General features: G+C 67.5%; 20 protein-coding genes. 17 read left to right on the top strand and 3 right to left on the bottom strand.

Annotated features, from left to right (window positions below; genetic code table 11):
• Positions 1-104: 104 nt before the first annotated feature.
• Both AC6CID_RS14595 and AC6CID_RS14590 read right to left on the bottom strand, forming a co-directional pair.
• Entirely contained in the window at positions 105-458 is a 354-nt protein-coding gene (locus AC6CID_RS14595; protein WP_498354122.1) for a hypothetical protein, read from the bottom strand.
• A 140-nt stretch (positions 459-598) separates the two neighbouring features.
• The gene (locus AC6CID_RS14590; RefSeq protein WP_019288188.1) at positions 599-1,150 is read right to left on the bottom strand and encodes a helix-turn-helix domain-containing protein; all 552 of its coding nucleotides are present in this window, start codon (positions 1,148-1,150) and stop codon (positions 599-601) included.
• An 82-nt stretch (positions 1,151-1,232) separates the two neighbouring features.
• On the opposite strand from AC6CID_RS14590, the gene AC6CID_RS14585 reads away from it, so the two are divergent.
• Positions 1,233-1,592: a hypothetical protein gene (locus AC6CID_RS14585; protein WP_006552826.1), complete on the top strand. Its 360-nt coding sequence runs from the start codon at positions 1,233-1,235 to the stop codon at positions 1,590-1,592.
• Between the two features lie 9 nt (positions 1,593-1,601).
• Here the strand turns inward: AC6CID_RS14585 and AC6CID_RS14580 are convergent, their stop codons facing one another.
• Entirely contained in the window at positions 1,602-2,267 is a 666-nt protein-coding gene (locus AC6CID_RS14580) for a FadR/GntR family transcriptional regulator (RefSeq protein WP_006552827.1), read from the bottom strand.
• Positions 2,268-2,278: 11 nt separating this feature from the next.
• On the opposite strand from AC6CID_RS14580, the gene AC6CID_RS14575 reads away from it, so the two are divergent.
• The 16 genes from AC6CID_RS14575 to AC6CID_RS14500 all read left to right on the top strand — a co-directional run bounded on the left by AC6CID_RS14575 (position 2,279) and on the right by AC6CID_RS14500 (position 21,090).
• Positions 2,279-3,499, top strand: a complete 1,221-nt coding sequence (locus AC6CID_RS14575; RefSeq protein WP_006552828.1) for an MFS transporter — start codon at positions 2,279-2,281, stop codon at positions 3,497-3,499.
• Positions 3,500-3,581: 82 nt separating this feature from the next.
• Positions 3,582-4,460 (top strand): sulfurtransferase, encoded by an 879-nt coding sequence (locus AC6CID_RS14570; RefSeq protein WP_112319981.1) that lies wholly within the window; start codon positions 3,582-3,584, stop codon positions 4,458-4,460.
• 121 nt (positions 4,461-4,581) lie between these two features.
• Entirely contained in the window at positions 4,582-5,211 is a 630-nt protein-coding gene (gene pnuC / locus AC6CID_RS14565; RefSeq protein ID WP_220666802.1) for a nicotinamide riboside transporter PnuC, read from the top strand.
• Positions 5,211-6,266, top strand: a complete 1,056-nt coding sequence (locus AC6CID_RS14560; protein WP_498354121.1) for an AAA family ATPase — start codon at positions 5,211-5,213, stop codon at positions 6,264-6,266. The genes pnuC and AC6CID_RS14560 overlap by 1 nt, the downstream gene beginning before the upstream one ends.
• 115 nt (positions 6,267-6,381) lie before the next feature.
• Positions 6,382-8,931, top strand: a complete 2,550-nt coding sequence (locus AC6CID_RS14555) for a phosphoenolpyruvate synthase (protein ID WP_498354120.1) — start codon at positions 6,382-6,384, stop codon at positions 8,929-8,931.
• A gap of 60 nt (positions 8,932-8,991) precedes the next feature.
• Positions 8,992-9,777, top strand: coding sequence for a helix-turn-helix transcriptional regulator (locus tag AC6CID_RS14550; protein ID WP_064061379.1), 786 nt, complete (start codon positions 8,992-8,994; stop codon positions 9,775-9,777).
• A 141-nt stretch (positions 9,778-9,918) separates the two neighbouring features.
• On the top strand, positions 9,919-10,956 hold the full coding sequence (locus AC6CID_RS14545; RefSeq protein ID WP_039583813.1) for an iron-siderophore ABC transporter substrate-binding protein: 1,038 nt from the start codon (positions 9,919-9,921) through the stop codon (positions 10,954-10,956).
• Positions 10,957-10,976: 20 nt separating this feature from the next.
• Entirely contained in the window at positions 10,977-11,996 is a 1,020-nt protein-coding gene (locus AC6CID_RS14540) for a FecCD family ABC transporter permease (protein WP_498354149.1), read from the top strand.
• The gene (locus tag AC6CID_RS14535; RefSeq protein WP_033098035.1) at positions 11,993-13,045 is read left to right on the top strand and encodes a FecCD family ABC transporter permease; all 1,053 of its coding nucleotides are present in this window, start codon (positions 11,993-11,995) and stop codon (positions 13,043-13,045) included. The genes AC6CID_RS14540 and AC6CID_RS14535 overlap by 4 nt, the downstream gene beginning before the upstream one ends.
• Positions 13,042-13,842, top strand: a complete 801-nt coding sequence (locus AC6CID_RS14530; RefSeq protein WP_033098034.1) for an ABC transporter ATP-binding protein — start codon at positions 13,042-13,044, stop codon at positions 13,840-13,842. Before AC6CID_RS14535 ends, AC6CID_RS14530 begins: the two co-directional genes overlap by 4 nt.
• Positions 13,843-13,992: 150 nt before the next feature.
• Positions 13,993-15,042, top strand: coding sequence for a LacI family DNA-binding transcriptional regulator (locus AC6CID_RS14525; protein ID WP_033098033.1), 1,050 nt, complete (start codon positions 13,993-13,995; stop codon positions 15,040-15,042).
• A gap of 132 nt (positions 15,043-15,174) precedes the next feature.
• Positions 15,175-16,260 (top strand): pyrimidine utilization protein A, encoded by a 1,086-nt coding sequence (gene rutA, locus AC6CID_RS14520; RefSeq protein WP_498354119.1) that lies wholly within the window; start codon positions 15,175-15,177, stop codon positions 16,258-16,260.
• A gap of 72 nt (positions 16,261-16,332) precedes the next feature.
• Positions 16,333-17,298, top strand: a complete 966-nt coding sequence (locus AC6CID_RS14515) for a carbon-nitrogen hydrolase family protein (protein WP_498354118.1) — start codon at positions 16,333-16,335, stop codon at positions 17,296-17,298.
• Positions 17,295-18,947: an amidase gene (locus AC6CID_RS14510; protein ID WP_064061383.1), complete on the top strand. Its 1,653-nt coding sequence runs from the start codon at positions 17,295-17,297 to the stop codon at positions 18,945-18,947. Before AC6CID_RS14515 ends, AC6CID_RS14510 begins: the two co-directional genes overlap by 4 nt.
• 8 nt (positions 18,948-18,955) lie before the next feature.
• Positions 18,956-20,443 carry an MFS transporter gene (locus tag AC6CID_RS14505; RefSeq protein ID WP_498354117.1) on the top strand — a complete coding sequence of 496 codons (1,488 nt, stop codon included), beginning with the start codon at positions 18,956-18,958 and terminating at the stop codon, positions 20,441-20,443.
• On the top strand, positions 20,440-21,090 hold the full coding sequence (locus AC6CID_RS14500; RefSeq protein WP_498354116.1) for an isochorismatase family protein: 651 nt from the start codon (positions 20,440-20,442) through the stop codon (positions 21,088-21,090). The genes AC6CID_RS14505 and AC6CID_RS14500 overlap by 4 nt, the downstream gene beginning before the upstream one ends.
• The last annotated feature ends 93 nt before the right edge of the window (positions 21,091-21,183 follow it).

The following is a 21,183-nucleotide window of genomic DNA, read 5'->3' as shown; positions in this document are numbered from 1 at the left end:
GTACCGCTCAGGTTACCGCCGCCGAATTCTGTTACGCGCGTTGTTCACCGGAATGATATGCCGCGTTGTGCCGCTGAGTGCCCCGCTCGTCTCGGATGACCGGATCAGGCGGGATCGAGTTGCAGCACAACCTCGACGCGACCGCGTTCGTCGCGTGTCGCGACGGCGTGGCCGGTGCGTTCCTCGTCGTCGAGTTGGATGCTCATGGGAGCACCGGCGCCGAGAAAGTTGCGCCACCAGGACTTCTCGTCGGGCATCGCGACGCCGATCATCACGGAGTCGCCCGAACGTCGGTAACTGATCGGCAACGTGATCGTCCTGCCGGATTTTCGACCCGTGTACCTGATCGGTGCGACATAGCTGCGGATCCGGTTACCGATGACGGGTAGACCGGTGGCTGCCATGACCATGGAGTTGAAGGGGCCTGCGAGACGGAACAACGTACCGGCAACTGTCATGTCTACCTCCCGCAGACACGGTACGGGAAGGCGTAACCGTCCGACATCGGTTCGACTTCGGCCGGCCCACGACGATCTTCGCGCAGTGGGCCGACGCGCACGTCGCCGAGTTCCGCTGAGGTCTGTTCCTCTGTCGAGCCCTACCCCTCTTCGGACGCGGTGCCAGGAGGAACCGGTATCACCGCGGTCGTCAGGGTGATGCGCATCCGGTCGTCACCGGTATCCGTGCGATACGGGGCGAGGATGTCGGCGAGCCTGCTCTGGATATCCGCGAGATCGTCGGTCGTGACGTAGAGCGGGGTGGTCCCGAAACCCAGATAGTCCCGCAGGCTCCGGTCGTCGTCCCCGATGAACTTGTCGAAGCTCTCGCCGAGCGCACCCAGGAAGGTGACGAAGGCATTGCGCAGTTCGGCGTCGCTCATCGCGGCGAGGTCGTCGTGGCCGACGTGTGCCATGCGGTCGCCGAGCGCGAGGGTGCGTTCGACGGTTCCGCGCACGCGACGTTCGTCGACGACGGTGACGATCTCGGCGTCGATCAATGCTGCGACGTGCCGGTAGAGCGTGGCTTGGGTGACGTCGGGGAGTGCCGACCGGAGTTCGCTCGTGGTCAGCTGCCGTCCTCCGAGTTGCTGCACGATCCGCAGTCGAACCGGGTGCAGCACGACTTCCGCGATCGGGGACGTCTTCGCCATCGGTACCTACCCATCATTGTTATCACCGTGATAATGTTCTCAGTGCTGTAGTCAGTTTACCGTCGACGGAAGGTCCGACGTCATGGCCCGAACGACATACGACAACGCAACCCTCCACCTGTCCTTCTCTCGGTGGGAAGCCTTCATGGTCCGCCGAACCGCGATGGAGGTGCCGATCTCGGCGATCACCGGCGTGGAGGTCCTTCCGGGATGGACGTCCGAGATCCTCGGCATCAGATCGGGCATGGTGATCTCCGGCTTCTTGAAGGTGGGCACCTTCCGGCACCCGCGCGGCATCAAACGCCTGGTCGTCATGAAGCGAGGCCATCCGGTGCTGCGCGTCGCGCTGGGCGGCCCGGGCGTCGAGTTCGACGAACTTCTCCTGAGCTCTCCGGAGGCGTACACCCTTGCGGACGGCCTGCGTTCGGCCGGGGTTCGATGAGCGGCGGCGTCAGTCGGTGAGTTCCGCGAAGAGCCCCTGCGCCGCCTCCACGGTGGCGTCCTCGTCGCCGGCGATGACGGCGGCGACCAAGGTGGTGTGTTCGGGTTCGAAACCCAGGCCCGTGACGCGGACGTGCCGGTCGATGGTGCGGCGGATCGACGGAAGCAGCGAGTCGTAGAACTCGAGGTACACCGCGTTGTGGCTGGCCTCGACGATGCCGCGGTGCAGGGCGACGTCGGCGGCCACCGCGGCGTCGATGTCGGATCCGGCGAACAATCGGTTGCGCTCGGCGAGCAACTGTTCGAGCCGGGCCACGTCGTCGGGGGTGCGCCGGCGCGCGGCCAGGACGGCGGCGGTGACGTCGAGGGCCTGCCGCAGTTCGAGCACATCGCGTTCGTGGGCCGTGGCGAAATACTTGCCGAGGGTGCCGGTGACGTCGGAGGTCGCGAGGACGTAGGTGCCCGAGCCCTGGCGACGTTCGAGCATGCCGGTGTGGACGAGGGCCTGCACGGCTTCGCGGACGGTGTTGCGGCCGGTGCCGGTGAATTCGCACAGGTGCGGTTCGGTGGGGATCTTCTCACCGACCTTCCAGCGACCGCTGCAGATCTCACTGCGCAACTGCTCGGTGACCTGCTCGATCAGGTTCGTTCGCTGAACAGGTTTTCCCGAAGTCATCCCATCATCCTATGATTTCCGGTGTGAGTCTTCTGCGTGGCCGGCTGCTGGTGTTCTGTGCGATCGCGATGTCGGCCCTCGTGCTGAGAGTTGCGGTCACCTCGTTCAGCCCGCTCGCCGCGCAGATCAGTGAGGAGATCGGCTTCTCGTCCACGGTCGTCGGTGTCTTCGGCATGATCCCGACCGCGATGTTCGCGGCCTTCGGCCTCGCCACCCCGGCGCTCGGCCGACGATGGGGACTCGAACGCACCGCGCTGATCGCCATGCTCATGGCCGGCGTGGGCATGGCGACCCGCGCGCTCATGACCGACACCTGGTCGCTGCTGCTCCTGTCGGGGCTCGCGCTCGGTGGGATGGGCATCGGCAACGTCGTCATCCCTCCTCTGGTCAAGCGCTACTTCTCCGACACGCTGGCACTCGTCAGCTCGGTGTACATCGTCGGCGTGCAGCTGAGCACCATCGTGCCCGCCTTCGTCGCGGTTCCTCTCGCCGACGCCTTCGGCTGGCGCGTCTCGCTCGGAGTGTGGGCGCTCGTCGGATTCGCTGCGGCCGTTCCGTGGGTGTGGGTGCTGCTGCGTCATCGGAATGCCGATGCCGGGGAAGTGGCTCCCGTCGACCGGAACGTCGACGGCAGGGTCTGGCGGTCGCCGGTGGGTTGGGGGATGGTCGGCATGTTCGGCATGACGTCGCTCGTCACCTATTCGATGTTCACGTGGATCCCGGACATCCTCGCCGACGCCGGCGCCAGCCCCGCTTTCGGAGGCGCGATGGTGGGGCTGTTCGCCCTGCTCGGACTGGTCTCCGCATTCGGCGCTCCGTCGCTGTGCGCGCGGATGACGAATCCGTTCCCCGTGGTCGTGGCGTGCGCGTCGTGCTTCCTCGTCGCCTTCGCAGGCCTGTGGATCGCGCCGATGAGTGCACCGATCCTGTGGATCGTGCTGCTCGGACTCGGGCCGAGCACGTTCCCGATGGCCCTGACCCTCATCAATCTGCGCTCCCGCAGCCACGCCGGATCCGCAGCCCTGTCGGGATTCACCCAGGGTGTCGGCTACACCGTGGCGTGCCTGGGCCCGCTGCTGTTCGGTGTCTTCCACGACCTCACCTCGGGCTGGGCGGCCTCGTTCGCCTTCATGACGGTCGCCGTCGCGGTACTGGTGGCCGGCGCCTATCAGGCCTGCAAGCCGCGGGTGGTCGAGGACAGCTGGAACACCCGCCCGATCTCGGTGGGTTAGACACCGCTCAGCGGGGACGAACCCACCCAAGTCGTATGGCTGCTCTACTGGAAGGAGATTCCGAGAGCAGAGGAGGACCTCGATGAGCGACACGAAGCCGAACACCGTCTCCGCGGAGTGGCTGTACGAGCAGTTGGGGGACGAGGACCTCGTCATCGTCGACGCCACCGTGCACCTGAGCACGCCGCCGGACGGGTCCGTGCACATCGAACCCGGGTTGGCGACCTACCTGGAAGAGCACATTCCCGGCGCGGTCTACGCCGACCTGTTCACGGACTTCTCCGATCACGAAGCGCCGCAACCGTTCACCGCGGCGTCGTCGGAACGGTTCGCCACCGCCGCCGGTGCGGTCGGCATCGGTGAGGGACGCCGCGTGGTGCTGTACGACCAGAAGAACGGCATCTGGGCCGCGCGACTGTGGTGGCAGCTGCGGCTCGAAGGTTTCGGCGACGCCGCCGTGCTCGACGGCGGACTGCCCGCCTGGAAGGCTGCCGGCTATCCGGTCTCCGACGAGCAGGTGGTCCCGCACGGCGCGACCTTCACCTCGCAGCATCGGCCCGAGCTCGTGCGGTCGACGGAGGAGATCGCGGCGTCGCTCGACGACCCGAACACGCTGATCATCAACGCCCTGGATCCTGCGACCTACCGCGGTGAGAGCCCGTCCTACCCGCGGCGCGGACACATCCCCGGCAGCATCAACATCCCCTTCGGCGACCTCGTCGACCCGTCGACCGGACGCTTGAAGCCGGCGGCGGAACTGCGCGAGATCTTCGACAAGGCGGGTGCCCTGAATCCGGACGTCAAGCCGGTGACCTACTGTGGCGGCGGCATCGCGGCCTCCGGACTCGCGCACGCGCTCGCAGCTGCAGGTCGGTCGGACGTTGCGGTGTACGACGGTTCGCTCAACGCGTGGACCGCCGACGAATCCCTGCCGCTCGTGGAGGGCCCCGACCCCCGCTGATCCTCCGAAACTTCGGTGTTCTCGACGTCGTATAGCGCCGTCGAGAACACCGAAGTCGGTTTCACCGTTGCATCAGTTAGAGCAAACATGATCTAATCGCTGCCACAAGCGAAAGGCGGCGATGATGATCGCATTTCTGAACTCGACGGCATTCACCGCACTCGGTACGCCCACCACCTGGGCCGAAGTGTTCGGCTTCGTCAGCGGCGCGTGGTGCGTGTATCTGGTGGGACGGCAGTCGATCCTCAACTGGCCGATCGGGATCGCCAACAACCTCGTGTGGATCCTGCTCTTCGCGACCGCCGGACTCTACGCCGATTCCGGACTGCAGGTCGTGTACATCGTGCTCGCCGTGTGGGGTTGGAGCAACTGGGCGCGGGGCAGGGACGGGGATGCCCTGCCGGTGACGGGCACGAACACGACCGAGTGGAGCGTGCTCGCGGTCGTCGGTGTCGCTGCGGTGATCGGGCTGACAGCGTTGCTGGAGGTCGCGACGAACTCGACCGTCGCGTTCTGGGACGCGACCACCACCGTGCTGTCGTTGCTCGCGACGTGGGGGCAGGCGAAGAAGCGGTGGGAGTCGTGGCTGCTGTGGATCGTCGCCGACCTGATCTACATCCCGCTCTACCTGCACAAGGGACTGACGCTCACGGCGTTGCTGTACGCAGGTTTCCTGCTCCTGTGCATTCGGGGCCTGGTTGCCTGGCGACGCTCCATGGCGGTCGAGTGGCAACTGGTGGAGGTGCAGTGATGTATCGGCACGCACTCGTCATCGGGAAGTTCTATCCATCTCACGTCGGTCACCATCACCTCGTCCGGCGCGCTGCGGAAATCGCCGAACGCGTCACCGTCGTCGTCATGTCCTCTGTAGCAGAGACGATTCCGTTGGGTGACCGCGTGTCGTGGATGCGCGATTCACACGCCGTCGACACGACGGTCACCGTGACGGGAATTCCGTGCGACGCACCGATGGACCTGGAATCGGACACCGTATGGGCCGCGCAGGTCGCCTGTATGAAAGCAGCCGCGCGCACCGTCACCGATGTTCCGGTCGATGCGGTGGTCTCCAGCGAGAGGTACGGCGACGAGCTCGCGCGACGCTTCTCGGCCACGCACGTGTGCGTCGACCCGCTCCGTGTCGCGCATCCCGCCTCCGGCACAGCCTGCCGTAATGATCTCGCCGGGCGCTGGGACGATCTCGACGCACCGGCCCGTGCCGGCCTCACGACCCGCATCGTCGTCCTCGGCTCCGAATCCACGGGCACCACCACCGTGAGCCGAGAGTTGTTGCGTCGATTCCGAAATCGCGGTGGTGTGTGGGAACGAACCGGCTGGGTGCCGGAATACGGACGACAGGTCACCTACGACAAGCTCCGCACCGGAGAAGTGATCGACATCATCTGGACCGGCGACGATTTCGAGAACATCGCCGTCGAACAGACGCGACTCGAGGAACAGGCAGCACGGGAAGGGTCTCCGCTGCTCGTCTGCGACACCGACGCGTTCGCGACCACCGTGTGGGAGCGACGCTATCTCGGCAGCAGTGAGCGGGCGTGGCGCGGTGTCCGCGACCGGCGAGCGCTGTACTTGCTTACCGACCACAACGGTGTTCCGTTCGTGCAGGACGGCATCCGGGACGGCGAACACATCCGCGCGCAGATGACGGAGTGGTTCGTCGACGCGCTCACTGCCACGGGACGCTCGTGGGTGATGCTCACCGGCAGTCTCGAGGAGCGGGTCGACCTGGCGGAACGGGTGGCGGACCAAGCATTGCGGCTGGGCTCGCAGTTCGGCGCGCCGCTGTAGCGTCGAAATTCGTCTCCCCCTTCTCACGTTATACCGGATCCTCGGCCCTCATGAGGATCGAAAAGTGGGTTCATACTCGCCCACACAGCATTGAAGCCGCAGGTGGGGAGCTGAAATGGGTTACATACAGAATTTTCGGGAGATCGACCGCACGGCGGTGTCGATCGTGGGTGGCAAGGGAGCGAGCCTGGGGGAGTTGTGGCGCCTCGTGCCGCTCCGCGGCAATACGTCCGCCGCCGACGTCGACGTGCCCGACGGGTTCTGCGTGACGACGGACGCCTATCGAACGGTGCTCTCCGAGCTACCGTGTGTCGACGACCTGCTCGAGCGACTCGCGAAGGCCGAACCCGACGACATCGCAGCGCTGAGCACGCAGATCCGTACGGCGATCGAAGAGTGCACGATCCCCGGTGACATCGCGGAGGAGATCGCCGCGCGGGTCCGCGAACTCGGGGAGGACGTGCCCGTCGCGGTGCGCTCGTCCGCGACCGCCGAGGATCTGCCGACGGTGTCGTTCGCCGGGCAACAGGACAGCTACCTGGACATCCGGGGTGTCGAGGACGTTCTCCGGCACGTGAGCAGGTGCTGGGCCTCGTTGTTCACCGAGCGTGCCGTCGCCTACCGGGTGAACAACGGTTTCGACCACCGGAAGGTGTACATGGCCGTGGTCGTGCAGAGGATGGTGTTCCCGCAGGCATCGGGTGTGCTGTTCACCGCCGATCCCGTCACTTCGGACCGCACGGTGTCCCGCGTGGATGCGGTCGCCGGGCTCGGTGACGACCTGGTGTCGGGCTTGGTGAACGCCGACGCGTACGCGGTGCGTGCCGACGAGGTCGTGGACCGGACGCAACGGCAGGAGACACCGGTGCTGAGCGACACGCACCTCGTCGAACTCGTCGGGTTGGGCAGGCGCCTCGAAGCGCACTTCGGGCGTCCCCAGGACATCGAATGGTGCCTGGCCGACGGCGTCTTCCACATCGTGCAGAGTCGACCGATCACCACGCTGTTCCCCGTCCCGGAGGCCGGCGACGACGACAATCACGTGTACCTGTCCGTCGGACATCAGCAGATGATGACCGATCCGCTGAAACCGTTGGGAATCTCCTTGTGGCAGTTGACCAGCCGTGCGCCCATGCGACACGCGGGTGGGCGGCTGTTCGTCGACGTCACGCCCATGCTGGCCTCACCCACCCAGGGACCGGGCATCGTGGACATGATCGGCAGGTCCGACCCGCTCTTCGGCGACGCGCTGCGAACCGTGCTCGATCGAGGATTCGTCCCGACGCGCCCGGATGACCCTGCCGCCTCGCGGGTCGGCCTGCCACCCGCTCCGGACGAGATCGACCCGGCCGTCGTGCCCGAACTCGTCGCGCGCAACGAGGCCGCGATCGCCGAATCGGCGCGTCGCATCGAGAACGAAACCGGTTCGGCACTGCTCGATTTCATCCGCGCCGACATCCGCGAACTGCAAGATTCGTTGTTCGGTAAGGAGGTCGGAGAGGTGCTCGCCGCCGGTATGCAAGCGGCCGAGCGTCTCAACGAGGTGGGGCAGAAATGGTTGGGGGAGAAGAACGTTGCGGACGTCGTCTCGCGCTCGGTGCCCTACAACGTCACTTCGGAGATGGGGTTGGCGCTGCTCGACGTCGCCGATGCCGCACGCCCGTACCCGGACGTCGTGGCGTTCCTGCGGCAAGTCGACGAGGAGGGCTTCGACGACGCACGCTTCCTCGGCGAACTCGGCGCGCGTGAGGGCGGACCGCAGGTACGAGCGGCACTCGAGGACTTCCTCGACAAGTACGGCAGGCGGTGTGTCGGGGAAATCGACATCACCCGTCCCAGGTGGGGTGAGCGCCCCACGATGCTGGTCCCGATGATCGTGAGCAATCTCGACAACTTCGAAACCGGTGCCGCGACACAGCGTTTCGACGATGGTCGCCGCCAGGCGGAGGAGAAGAAGCGCGAACTCCTCGAACGTGTGCGGGGTCTGCCCGACGGAGAGCAGAAGGAGCGGGAGATCGAGAGGCTCGTCGACCGGGTCCGCGCGTTCGCGGGATATCGGGAGTATCCGAAGTACGGCATGATCGGCCGCTACTTCGTCTACAAGCAGGCATTGTTGCGGGAAGCGGAACGTCTCGTCCGAGCCGGGGTGATCGACGACGAGGAGGACATCTTCTTCCTGCGGTTCGACGAACTCGAGGACGTCGTGCGCGCGCCGCGGCCGGTCGGCGACCTCGTTGCGGAGCGGAAGCGGGAGTTCGCATCGTTCGCCACGCTCACGCCGCCTCGGGTGCTGCTGTCGACAGGTGAGACGCTCACCGGCGCGTACAGCCGTGACGGCCTGCCCGACGGGGCGCTACCCGGTATCGCGGTGTCCACCGGTGTCGTGGAGGGCCGCGCCCGCGTGGTCACCGACCTGGACCGGGCCGAGCTCGAACCCGGCGACATCCTGGTCACCGCGTTCACCGACCCCAGCTGGACCCCGGCGTTCGTCACCGTCAGCGCGCTGGTGACGGAGGTCGGGGGCGTGATGACGCACGGCGCGGTGATCGCGCGCGAGTACGGGCTGCCGGCCGTGGTGGGCGTGGAGGACGCCACCCGCATCATCCGCGACGGACAGCGCATCCGCGTGCACGGCACGGAAGGGTACGTCGAGATCCTGTCCTGACCGGCGCCTCGGCAGCGCGACGTGTGAGGATTGTCGTCGTCGTGCAGCGGAGGAGGCCGAGTGAAGAGTGTCGAGGCGGCGGAGAGCAGGACGTTGCCGGTCTACGAGGCCGGCGAGATCGACGTGCCGTTCGTCATCGCAGGCATGGACGAACTCGTCTCCCGCGAGACCCGCTTCGAGCCGCATTCGCACCCGACGCACGAGTTGCTGTGGAACGACCGGGGTGCGTCCAGCGCGACCATCGGGTCGCGCACATGGACCATCACCTCGACGATGGGACTGTGGATTCCGGCGGGCCTGCTGCACTGGGGTGTCATGCCCGCCGGAACCTGGTACCGCACCGCGCATTTCGGGATCGACTCCGCTCCCTCGCTGTCCGACGGTCCGGTCGCGGTGGAGATGGCACCCCTGCTGCGACTGCTGCTCGACCGGCTGGCGGACGATCGTCTCGGCGACGAGTCGCGGTCGTTGACCGAGCGCATGGTGCTCGACGTGCTCACCCCCGCCGAGCACGAACTGATGGTGCAGGTGCCGTCGTCGACGGTCGTGCGACCGATCGTCGAGGCGATCGCCGAGGACCCGAGCGATCCGCGGACGCTCTCGGATTGGGCGGCCGAACTCGGGGTGAGCACCCGCACCATCACCCGCACCTTCCGGGCGGAGACCGGCCTGAGTCTCGGACGCTGGGTCGCGGCGGTCCGTGCGCAGCGAGCGGTGATGCTGCTCGGCCACGGCACGGATGTCGACGACGTCGCCGAACAGGTGGGCTACCGATCGGCGAGCGCGTTCGGCGCGGCCTTCCGCAGGGTCACCGGCACGACACCGGGAATGTTCCGGGTGGGCTGATGTCCCGATCGCTACAGGGGATGTCCCGATCGAGCGATTGCGTCGGATTCGGGCGAACATTACGGTTTAGGCAAACCTCGCCTAACTGCCGCCAGTGGTAAGGCCGAGCCCCCACCCCGTACGAGAGTGAGTTCTGCCTCCATGCGTTCGAAGCGCCTCCTGACGATCGCCGCCGCATCCGTCGCGGTCGCCCTCGGTCTCACCGCCTGTGGATCCTCCGACTCCTCGGACACCGCCGACTCCGGCTCCGCCGGTTCGGGCGAGTACCCGATCACCATCGAGCACGCGCTCGGCACCGTCACCCTCGACGAGAAACCCGAACGCGTCGCCACGGTCAACTGGGCCAACCACGAGGTGCCGCTCGCGCTCGGCGTCGTACCGGTGGGTATGGCAGCCGCCAACTTCGGTGACGACGACGGCAACGGCATGCTGCCGTGGGTCGAGGAACGTCTCGAGGAACTCGGCGCCGAGACCCCCGTGCTGTTCGACGAGACCGACGGCATCGACTTCGAGGCCGTGTCCGACACGAACCCCGACGTCATCCTCGCCGCCTACTCCGGTCTGACGCAGGAGGACTACGAGACCCTCAGCGAGATCGCTCCCGTCGTCGCGTACCCGGAGGCTCCCTGGGCCACCTCGTGGCGCGACATGATCGAGCTCAACAGCGCCGGCCTGGGCATGGCCGAGGAGGGCGAGGAGCTCGTCGCGAGCCTCGAACAGGAGATCGCCGACGCGGCCGCCGCCCACCCCGAACTCGAGGGCAAGGCGACGATGTTCCTCACCCACGTCGACACCGCCGACCTGAGCCAGGTCAGCTTCTACACCGCCAACGACACCCGCGCCGCCTTCTTCGAGGACCTCGGACTGGCCACCCCGAAGAGCGTCGCGGACGCCTCCACCGACGACGCCTTCTCCAAGAAGGTCAGCGCCGAGCAGGTCGACGTCTTCGACGACGTGCAGATCATCGTCACCTACGGCGACCAGGAACTCGTCGACGCGCTCGAGGCCGACCCGCTGCTGTCGCAGATGCCCGCCGTCCGCAACGGCTCGATCGTCTTCCTCGACGGCTCCGGGCCGCTCGGCACCGCAGCGAACCCGACGCCGCTGGCGATCTCCTGGGTTCTGTCCGACTACGTCCAGCTGCTCTCCGACGCAGCTGCCAAGACGAACGCGGAGTGACCGCACTACACGACGAGTCGATGCCGAGCGCCTCCGAGAAGGGGCGCTCGACCATCGGCAATTCCGTCTGGCTTCTCGTTCTGCTCGGTGTGCTCGTCCTGCTGGTGATCGCATCGATCACGATCGGTTCGCGCAACGTCGACTGGGCCGACATCGTCGCGGCTCTCGGCGGCGCCACCGACAACATCGGTCAGGGCGCGATCGCCAAACGCATCCCGCGCACGGTGCTCGCGATGCTGGTCGGCGCGGCGCTCGGTCTCGCCGGCGCCGTGATGCAGGGGGTGACCCGTAATCCCTTGGCGGACCCGGGCATTCTCGGCGTCAACATGGGTGCTTCGCTCGCCGTCGTGATCGGCATGGCATGGTTCGGACTGTGGACGCAGACGTCGATGATCTGGGTCGCGATCATCGGTGCCGCCGCCGCTGCGGTGTTCGTCTACACGATCGGGTCGCTCGGGCGTGGGGGAGCGACACCCCTCAAGCTCGCCCTCGCCGGTGCCGCCACCTCGGCGGCGCTCGCGTCGTTCGTCACCGCCGTGATCCTGCCGCGCGGCGACATCGCCGGCAGCGTGCGGTCGTGGCAGATCGGCGGCGTGGGTGGAGCGAACTTCGACGCCATCTCCCAGGCGTTGCCGTTCTTCGTCCTCGGCTTCGCCATCTGCCTGCTGTCGGCGCGCAGCCTCACTTCGCTCGCGCTCGGCGACGACATGGCCGCCGGTCTCGGCGAACGGGTCGCTCTCGCCCGCGGCATCGCCTCGCTCGGTGCGGTGCTGTTGTGCGGGGCGGCGACCGCCATCGCCGGCCCCATCGCGTTCGTCGGCCTCGTCGTGCCGCACCTGTGCCGGTTGCTCATCGGCATCGACAACCGGTGGTTGCTGCCGTTTTCCGCTCTCGTCGGCGCGGGATTGCTCACCGCCGCCGATGTCGTCGGCCGCATCGTGGCGCGACCCGCCGAAATCGACGTCGGCATCATCACCGCGCTCATCGGAGCGCCCTTCTTCGTGTACATCGTCCGACGGCAGAAGCTGCGCGAACTGTGACAATCACACTCGAGACCACCGAACCCGACATCGACGAACTCGCCGCGAGCAGAGTGCGGCGCGGACGGCGTCGACACCTCGTCATCGCCGTGCTCACGACTCTCGTGGCCGCAGCCTTCGCCGCGAATCTGATGTTCGGCAAGACGTTCTATCCGCCCGCGGACGTGCTGCGCGTCGTCCTCGGACAGGACGTGGCCGGCGCGAACTTCACCGTCGGACGCCTGAGACTTCCCCGCGCGGTCCTCGCGGTGGTCGCCGGAATCTGCTTCGGGCTCGGCGGCATCACCTTCCAGACGATGCTCCGCAACCCGCTCGCGAGCCCCGACATCATCGGCATCAGCTCCGGGGCCGGTGCCGCGGCGGCCTTCGCCATCATCGTGCTCGGACTCGGTGGCACCGGGGTGTCGGTCGTCGCGATCATCGCCGGTCTCGCCGTGGCTCTCCTGATCTACGGCCTGTCCTATCGCGGCGGGGTGGCGGGCACACGCCTGATCCTCATCGGCATCGGTATCGCCGCCATGCTCGACAGCGTCACCTCCTACCTGCTGAGCACCGCGGCGACCTGGGATCTGCAGGAGACGATGCGCTGGCTCACCGGCAGCCTCAACGGTGCGACGTGGGGTGCGACGGTGCCCGTCGTCGCCGCCCTCCTGGTGCTCGGGCCCGTGCTGCTCGTGCAGACACGCAACCTGTCGATGGTCCAGCTCGGCGACGATGCCGCGCAGGCACTCGGCGTGCGGGTCGAACGCACACGCGTGTTCGCGATCGTCTCCGCGGTCGGACTCATCGCGTTCGCGACCGCCGCGGCCGGACCCATCGCATTCGTCGCCTTCCTGTCCGGCCCGATCGCCGCGCGGATCGTGGGGCGGGGCACGTCGCTGTTCGTCCCGGCGGCACTCGTCGGGGCGCTGCTCGTGCTGGTCGCGGATTTCGTCGGCCAATACGCCTTCGGCACGCGCTACCCGGTGGGGGTGGTGACGGGTGCGCTCGGCGCGCCCTATCTCGTCTACCTCATCATTCGCTCCAACCGCGCGGGAGGCTCGCTGTGACCGCAACGCACGCCCTGATCGCCGAGAACCTCGAACTCGGCTACGGCAACCGCACCGTCGTCGAGAACCTCGACCTGCAGGTGCCGCCGGGGCGGATCACGTGCATCGTCGGCGCCAACGCGTGCGGGAAATCGACGCTGCTGCGGTCGATGTCGCGACTGTTGTCGCCGCGCGGCGGCCACGTCCTGCTCGACGGCAAGGACGTCCACCGCTTGCCCGCCAAGAAGCTCGCCCGCACGCTCGGGCTGCTGCCGCAGTCGCCGATCGCCCCCGAGGGCATCGTCGTCGCCGATCTGGTGGGCCGCGGCCGGCATCCGCACCAGCGGGTGCTCTCGCGCTGGAGCCGGGAGGACGACGCGGCAGTGGCCGATGCGCTCGCCGCCACCCACACCACCGAACTCGCCGAGCGTTCCGTGGACGAACTGTCGGGCGGTCAGCGGCAGCGCGTGTGGATCGCGATGGTGCTCGCGCAGCAGACCGACCTGCTGCTACTCGACGAACCCACCACCTTCCTCGACGTCAGCCACCAGGTGGAGGTGCTCGACCTGCTCACCGACCTCAACCGCGACCGCGGGACGACCATCGTCATGGTCCTGCACGACCTCAACCTCGCCGCGCGCTACGCCGACCACCTCGTCGCGATGGCCGACGGCAGCATCTATGCGTCGGGGGATCCCTCCGAGGTGCTCACCGGGGAGACCGTGAAGGCGGTCTTCGGTCTGGACAGTCGCGTGATCTCCGATCCGGTCTCCGGCAAGCCGCTGGTGCTGCCGGTGGGTCGGCACCACATCATGTGACCGTCCATCCGCTACAGGAATGGTCATCCGCTACGGAAATTTCTGCAGCGGATAGCAGAAGTCGTAGCGAATGCGCGGGAGAGGCCGGAGGTTCGCCCTGTTCTCCGCGCGAACTCTGCTCTCCCTGTCTCGTGTCCCTACAATCCGGGAATGGGGAACAGGTCGGTCACCAGTTACGACGTCGCCCGCCGCGCGGGGGTGTCGCAATCGACGGTCTCGCGCGCCCTGCGCGACGACCCGCGCGTCGTGGAGAAGACCCGCCTGCGCATCCGGGCTCTCGCGAAGGAGATGGGGTATGTCCCGCACGTCACGGCCCGGAGCCTGATCACCCGGAAGTCGTCGACCATCGGGATCGTCAGCGGCGACCTGCACAATCCGTCGTACCCGACGCTGGTCAACACTCTGCAGGATTGCTTCGCCCGCAACGACTACCGGGTCCTGCTCATGAGCGACCGCACCGAGGGATCTCTGGATAAGGACATCCTCGCGTTGCGCGGGGGACTGGTGGACGGCGTCGTGTTCATCTCCTCGCGCCTCGATTCACCGATGGTGTCGGAGATCATCGACTGGAAGATTCCCCTCGTCATCCTCAATCGCGACGTCGACGGTCGGTATGCGCACCGGGTGGATCGGGTCACCTCCGACAACATCGGTGGTGGCAGGCTTGTCGCCGACCATCTGGTCGACATGGGACACACCCGCATCGCCCTGATCTCCGGTCCTCTGGAGAACCCCAGCATCCGATTGCGTGAGAAGGGCTTCCGCGACCGGCTCGAGGAGCGCGGTATACCGATCGACGAGGGGTGCGTCCATCGCGGTGCCGTCGATGCGGCCACGGGTCTCGCCGGTGGGTTGATGCTGCTGACCGGGCCGGATCGTCCCACGGCGGTGTTCTGCGCGACCGACTACATCGCCTACGGCACTCTCGACGCGGCCAAGCGGCTCGATCTGGATGTGCCCGGTGAGGTCTCGGTGGTGGGATACAACGACCTGCAGCAGTCGAGCTGGTCGATCTTCGATCTGACGACCGTGCGCCAGCCGCTCGAGGACATGGCGGTGGCCGCGGCGGAGCTGCTGCTGGCGCGGATCGACGGGGACGAGGGACGGCCGGTGCATCGGAACTTCGACGTCGAGTGGGTGCCGCGGGGGAGTGCGGCACCCTGTTCGGTGCCCTTTGCGCAGTCCGTCGCCGATCGTTAACGCGGGCAACAATCCCGTTACCCGTCGACACACATCCGGCAACAACTCCTGAATACATTCGAAGTCACAGCGAGCCAGGCAGTGCCGCCGGATCGCTTCCTCGAATCTCCCCGCCCCTCAGGAGTGAGTGACATGGAAATCGGCGTCTTCATCCCCATCGGCAACAACGGCTGGCTCATCTCCAAGAGCGCCCCGCAGTACATGCCGTCGTTCGAACTCAACATGACGATCGTGCAGAAGGCCGAGAAGCACGGCCTCGATTTCGCCCTGTCGATGATCAAGCTCAAGGGTTTCGGTGGCGAGACCGAGTTCTGGGACCACAACCTCGAATCCTTCACGCTCATGGCGGGTCTCGCGGCCGTCACCGAGAAGATCAAGCTGTTCGCCTCCACTCCGATCCTCACCCTGCCGCCGGCGATGGTCGCCCGGATGGCGTCGACGATCGACTCGATCGCTCCCGGCCGGTTCGGTGTCAACATCGTGACCGGTTGGGCGCCCAACGAATACACGCAGATGGGTTTGTGGCCCGGCGACGAGTACTTCGGCTACCGCTACGCGCAGGCCACCGAGTACGTGACGGTGATGAAGCAGTTGTGGGCCGACGGCGTCAGCAACTTCAAGGGTGCGCACTACACGATGGACGAGTGCGTGCTCTCGCCGAGCCCGTCCGGCGGCGGGGTACCGATCGTCGCGGCGGGACAGTCCAAGAGCGGCATGAAGTTCGCATCCGAGATGGCCGACTTCAACTTCATCATGGGCACCGGGATCAACACCCCGACCGCCATCTCGGACTCCGTGGCGAGCCTCGTCGACGCGGCCGCTGAGACCGGCCGGGACGTCGGTGCGCTGACCCTGTTCATGATCATCGCCGACGAGACGGACGAAGCGGCACAGGCGAAGTGGCAGGACTACCACGACAACGCCGACCTCGCCGCACTCGGCTACATGGCCGATCAGTCCGCTGCCGATGCCACCGCCGACGATTCCTCCACGGCGAAGACCATCTCGCTGCCCGAGGGCGCGGTCAACTTCAACATGGGCACCCTCGTCGGCTCCTACGAGACCGTCGCGAAGATGCTCGACGAGGTCGCGGAACTCGAAGGCATCAAGGGCATCATGCTCACCTTCGACGACTTCGTCGAGGGCATCGAGAACTTCGGTACCCGCATCCAGCCTCTGATGAAGAGCCGCAACACCATCCAGGCCGCCGCAGCCTGACACGAACGACGGGTGGGAGCGCGAGCGTCGAGCCGCGCTCCCACCCGTCAACCCATTTCCAGGAGGTTTCTCTTGACTTCGCGCACCCTCGACGTCGCCATTGTTCAGGCCGGCGAACTGACCGAGGACCTCCTCGGCAACCTTGCCGGACTCGCCGCCCTCGTGCGCGCGGCAGCTGCACCCGACGACGGCACCACACCCGACCTGGTGGTCCTGCCCGAGCTGATCACCAATCCCTACTTCTGCACCAGCCACGAGGTCGACCGCACGTCCTGGGCCGAGACCATCCCCGGCGACGCCACCGACCTGTTCGGCGCACTCGCGCGAGAACTCGGATGCGCCATCGCCTTCGGTGTCTTCGAACGTACCGCCCACGACGTCACCCACAACTCCGTCGTCATGATCGACGCCACCGGCGAGATCCTGAGCTGGCACACCCCCGACGGCGGAACACTGCCCGCCTACCGGAAACTGTCGCTGCCGGCGAGCAAGGTCGGCGACGTCGACATCGACGAGAAGTACCACTTCGCGCCCGGGCAGGCGCCCGCGACCGTCGACGCCTTCGGCACCCGCTTCGGTTGCGTCATCTGCTACGACCGCACGTTCCCCGAGAACTGGGCGGTCGCCCGTGCACTCGGCGCCGAGGTGATGCTCGCGATCGTCTCGTCGCTCGGCACCCGCGAGGACCTCTTCCTCGCCGAACTGCAGACCCGCGCCCTCGAATCTCAGATGTGGATCGTCGCGGCCAACCGCGCCGGCCCGGAGACCCTCAACGGGGTCACGGTCGACTACTTCGGCCTGTCGTGCGTGATCGCCCCCAACGGTGCGATCGTCGCCCAGGCCCCGGCCCATCGTGCGGGGGAGACGTTGCGGTTCACCCTCGATCTCGACGCGGTCCCCACGCAACGCGCCGCCTTCCCGCTGATGCGGGACCGGCGCCCGGACGTGCTGCGCCTGCTCGCCGACCTCACCACCGGCACGGTGCGGCCGGCCCCGCTGCCTCGGCCGGCCTCCGCGACGACGGAGGTGCTCCGATGACCACCACCGACTATCCCGACCTCACCGCCGCATCGGCCACGACCGTCGACGACCTGCTCCCGCAGGCTCGCGCCGACATGGAGCCGCTTCTCGCGGCAGGGCGACGCACGCCCCTGGCCTCGGTGCCGGACGGTCCGGCCTGCGAGCCGGCGCATTCCACCGCGTTGCTGGCGGCAAGTCCCGTCCCGGCCTCGCCGATCGAGGCACCCGCCCACGCCGTCCGTACCGACACGCCCGTACACGAACTCGGCGTCCTCGACCTGCTCGCCGCCTACCGGTCCGGCGCGACCACCCCCACCGACGTTCTCACCGCGCTGCGGGCCCGATGGAGCGACCCGGAACTGTCCGGTGGGGCCGTCCTCGCCGTGATCGACGGTGCCGACGGCGCGGCCGCGGACTCGGACCGACGGTGGAGCACCGGCACCGCACGCCCGCTCGAGGGCGTCTTCTTCGCCGTCAAGGACATCATCGACGTGGCCGGGGCGCCCGTCACCGCGGGCTCACGCACCACCGGCGACCGCATCGCGGCGACCGACGCGACCGTCGTAGCCCGCCTCCGCGCGGCCGGAGCCATCCCCGTGCTCATGACCGCCACCACCGAGTTCGCCTGCGGTGCACCGCACAACGCACGCTACGGTGCCGTGACCAATCCGTGGGACCGGAACCGATGGACGGGAGGATCGTCGACCGGTTCGGCCGGCGCCCTCGCCGAGCGACTCGTCCCGCTCGCCCTCGGCACCGACACCGGTGGATCCATCCGGGTGCCCAGCGCCCTGTGCAATCTCACCGGAATCAAGCCCACCTACGGTCTCGTGCCGCGCACCGGCGTCGCGTCGTTGTCGTGGACCCTCGACCACATCGGTCCCATGGCACGTTCCGCGGCCGACCTGCGGCTCGCCCTCGAGGTGCTCGCCGGGCCGGACGGTTACGACCCGGCTGCCGTACCGGACGAGACAGCACAGCAGGTGCAGGACGGACTCGTCGCCGCGGGAACCGCCGCGGCACCGTCCCTGGCCGGTGTTCGCCTCGGTGTCCCTACGACCTGGTTCACCGAGCTGTGCGACGCCGGCGTGCTCGCCGCCTGGGAGACCGTCGTGGACACCTTCCGCACCCTCGGCGCGGAGATCGTGTCCGTCGACATCCCGGAGGCCCACCAGCTCCACGACGACGTCACGATCGTCATGACCTGCGAGCTCGCCTCCAATCAGGAGGGCGCCCTCGAGAAGTTCGCCCTGTACGACGTCGGCACGCAGGTGCGGATCGCGCGCGGACTCGTGCCCTCGGCGGTGGACTATCTGCGGTCGGTGCGCCGGCGCACGCTCGCCCAGCAGGACGCGATCCGCGCTTTCGACACCGCGGGTATCGATGTGCTCGTCACGCCGGGTATCGGCGCCACGGCGGCGCGATTGTCGGACGTGACGATGGAGATCGACGGCGTGCGGTACCCGATGCAGTCGATCGTCGGCCGCAACACGGGGCTGTTCGACTATCTCGGCCTGCCCGCCGTCATGGCGCCCGCGGGTTTCTCCGACGGGATGCCGGTCGGTGTGCAATTGGTGGGACGGCCGTGGGCGGACGACACGTGCTTGCGCCTGGCGCAGGTGCTGCAGTCCGTCACCGATGTCCACGACCGCCGTGCCGATGGATAGCCGTGCCGATGGATAGCCTGGCCCCGCAGCGTCATCCGCATCCGTGGCGGGTATTTTCGGCGACGAGCATCGGGGTCGTCGCGGTGTTCCTCAGCCTGAGCGGGTTGACCGTCGCACTGCCCACGGTCGCACGCGAACTCGATGCCTCCGGCGCCCAGTCGACGTGGATCCTGCTCGGCTACATGCTCGTCACGACCGCCCTGATCCTGGTGTTCGGCCGGCTCGCCGACATCATCGGACGACGACCGCTCTACCTCGCAGGACTGATCACCTTCACCGTCGCGACGGGACTGTGCATGCTGGCGCCCTCGGCGGGTTGGCTCGTCGCGGCTCGCGTGCTCCAGGGAGCCGGGGCGGCTGCCATCGTCACGAACAACACGGCGCTGCTCACCGACACCTTCCCGCCGCGGACCCTCGGTCGGGCGCTGGGCTGGAACGCGACGGTCGCGGCCGTCGCGCAGGTGGTGGGACCGGTGATCGGCGGTGCCGCCACCGCGGTCTTCGGGTGGCGTGGGTTGTTCGTCGTGGTGCTGCCCGTGGGGTTGCTCGCGATCGCCGCGTCGATCGCGGTGATTCCGCGCAGTCCCTCCAGGGCGGTGACCCGGGAGCCCTTCGATGTCTCCGGCGCGGTGCTGTCCACTGCGCTGCTCGCCGCGGTCGTCCTGGCTCTCACCCCGGGCGTCGGTTCGATGCCCTGGTTGCCCTGGACGTGCGGCACGGCGAGCCTCGTCCTCGCCGGGGCATTCGTCGCGGTGCAGATCAGACGGACCCATCCGCTCGTCGACCTGTCGTTGTTCCGCGACCGAGGTATCGCGCTCGTTCTCGCCGCGGTGCTCGTCAATGCGATCGCCACCTACGCCGTGACGCTGCTCGTGTCGCTGTACGGGCAGGCGGTGAGCGGAATTTCCGCGGTCGCCGCGGGTGCGCTGGTGATGCCGGTCGCGATCGGCACCGTCGTCGCCGCGGCAGCAGCGGGATCCCTGATGCTGCGTTTCAGTCCTCGCACGCTCACCGCGACCGGCATGGGACTCAACGCCGTCGGTCTGCTCGGAGTGGCACTGTTGTTGTCGCCGGACGGCGGCCCGCTCGGGGCGACCGCGCCCTTCCTGTTCGTACTCGGTTGCGGCACCGGACTGTTCATGACACCGAGCACCAGCGCATTGATGCTCACCGCCCCCGCGGACCGCCGTGGCATCGCCAACGGGCTGCGCTCGACCCTGCAGAACGTCGGCTACCTGCTCAGCACCGCGCTGGCGTTCGTCTTCGCTACTGCCGGCCTCAGCGCCGCTGCCCGCCAGGCTGCCTACGGCGGGACTCTCGGCACGCTCGGCAGTGCGGAGGTGGCGCGGTTCGTCGACAACGTGCGAGCGGTCGGCATCGCGCTCGCCGTCGTCGCCCTGCTCGGTGTCGGCGTGTGTCTCGCCTTTCCCCGCCGGAATCCGGCCGCGACCGTCCACACCCTCGAATCCGTCACCCCACTGAAGGAGTCCGCATGACCATCGTCGATCGTGCAGAACAGGCCGCCGACTACGCCCGCGCCGGTTTCGGGCAGGAGCTCCAGCCCGGAACCCGTCCTGCGCTGGTCGTCGTCGATCCCGCCCGTGCCTACATCGATCCCGACTCCCCGCTGTATGCAGGGGTGGAGGAGAACGTCGAGGCGATGCGCACCCTGCTCACTTCCGCGCGCGAGGCCGGAATCCCGGTGGTGATCACCGAGGTTCGCCTGCGCGCCGACGGTGCCGACGCCGGGGTGTTCTTCAAGAAGTCGGGCACCCTCGTCGCGTTCTGCGAAGGCAGTCCGTACGGGGAGTTGATCGAGGGTCTCGAACCGACGTGCGCGGAAATGCTGGTGACGAAGAAGTATCCGAGCGCGTTCTTCGGGACCACTCTCAATTCGCACCTCACGTCGCTCGGCGTGGACACCGTGCTCATCGCGGGGTTGTCCACCAGCGGGTGCGTCCGCGCGACGACACTGGATGCGATGCAGCACGGCTTCGTTCCGATCGTCGTGGAAGATGCTGTGGGAGATCGTGATCCGGCGATCCATTTGTCGAACCTGTTCGACATGCAGCAGAAGATGGCAGAGGTGTGGCCGCTCGGCCGGGCACAGGAGTACCTGGAGACGATTTCCGCACGCAATTAACACGATCGAACCAAGGATGTCGGCGCACGCAACACGATGCGGATACATTCGAAGTCATCGCCTTCCCAGTCGGTCCCGCAACGACGCGGCCGC

This window comes from Rhodococcus sp. GQ147, from assembly GCF_059759155.1.
The sequence above is the reverse complement of the archived record's forward strand: the minus strand, read 5'-3'. Positions and strand labels throughout refer to the sequence as shown.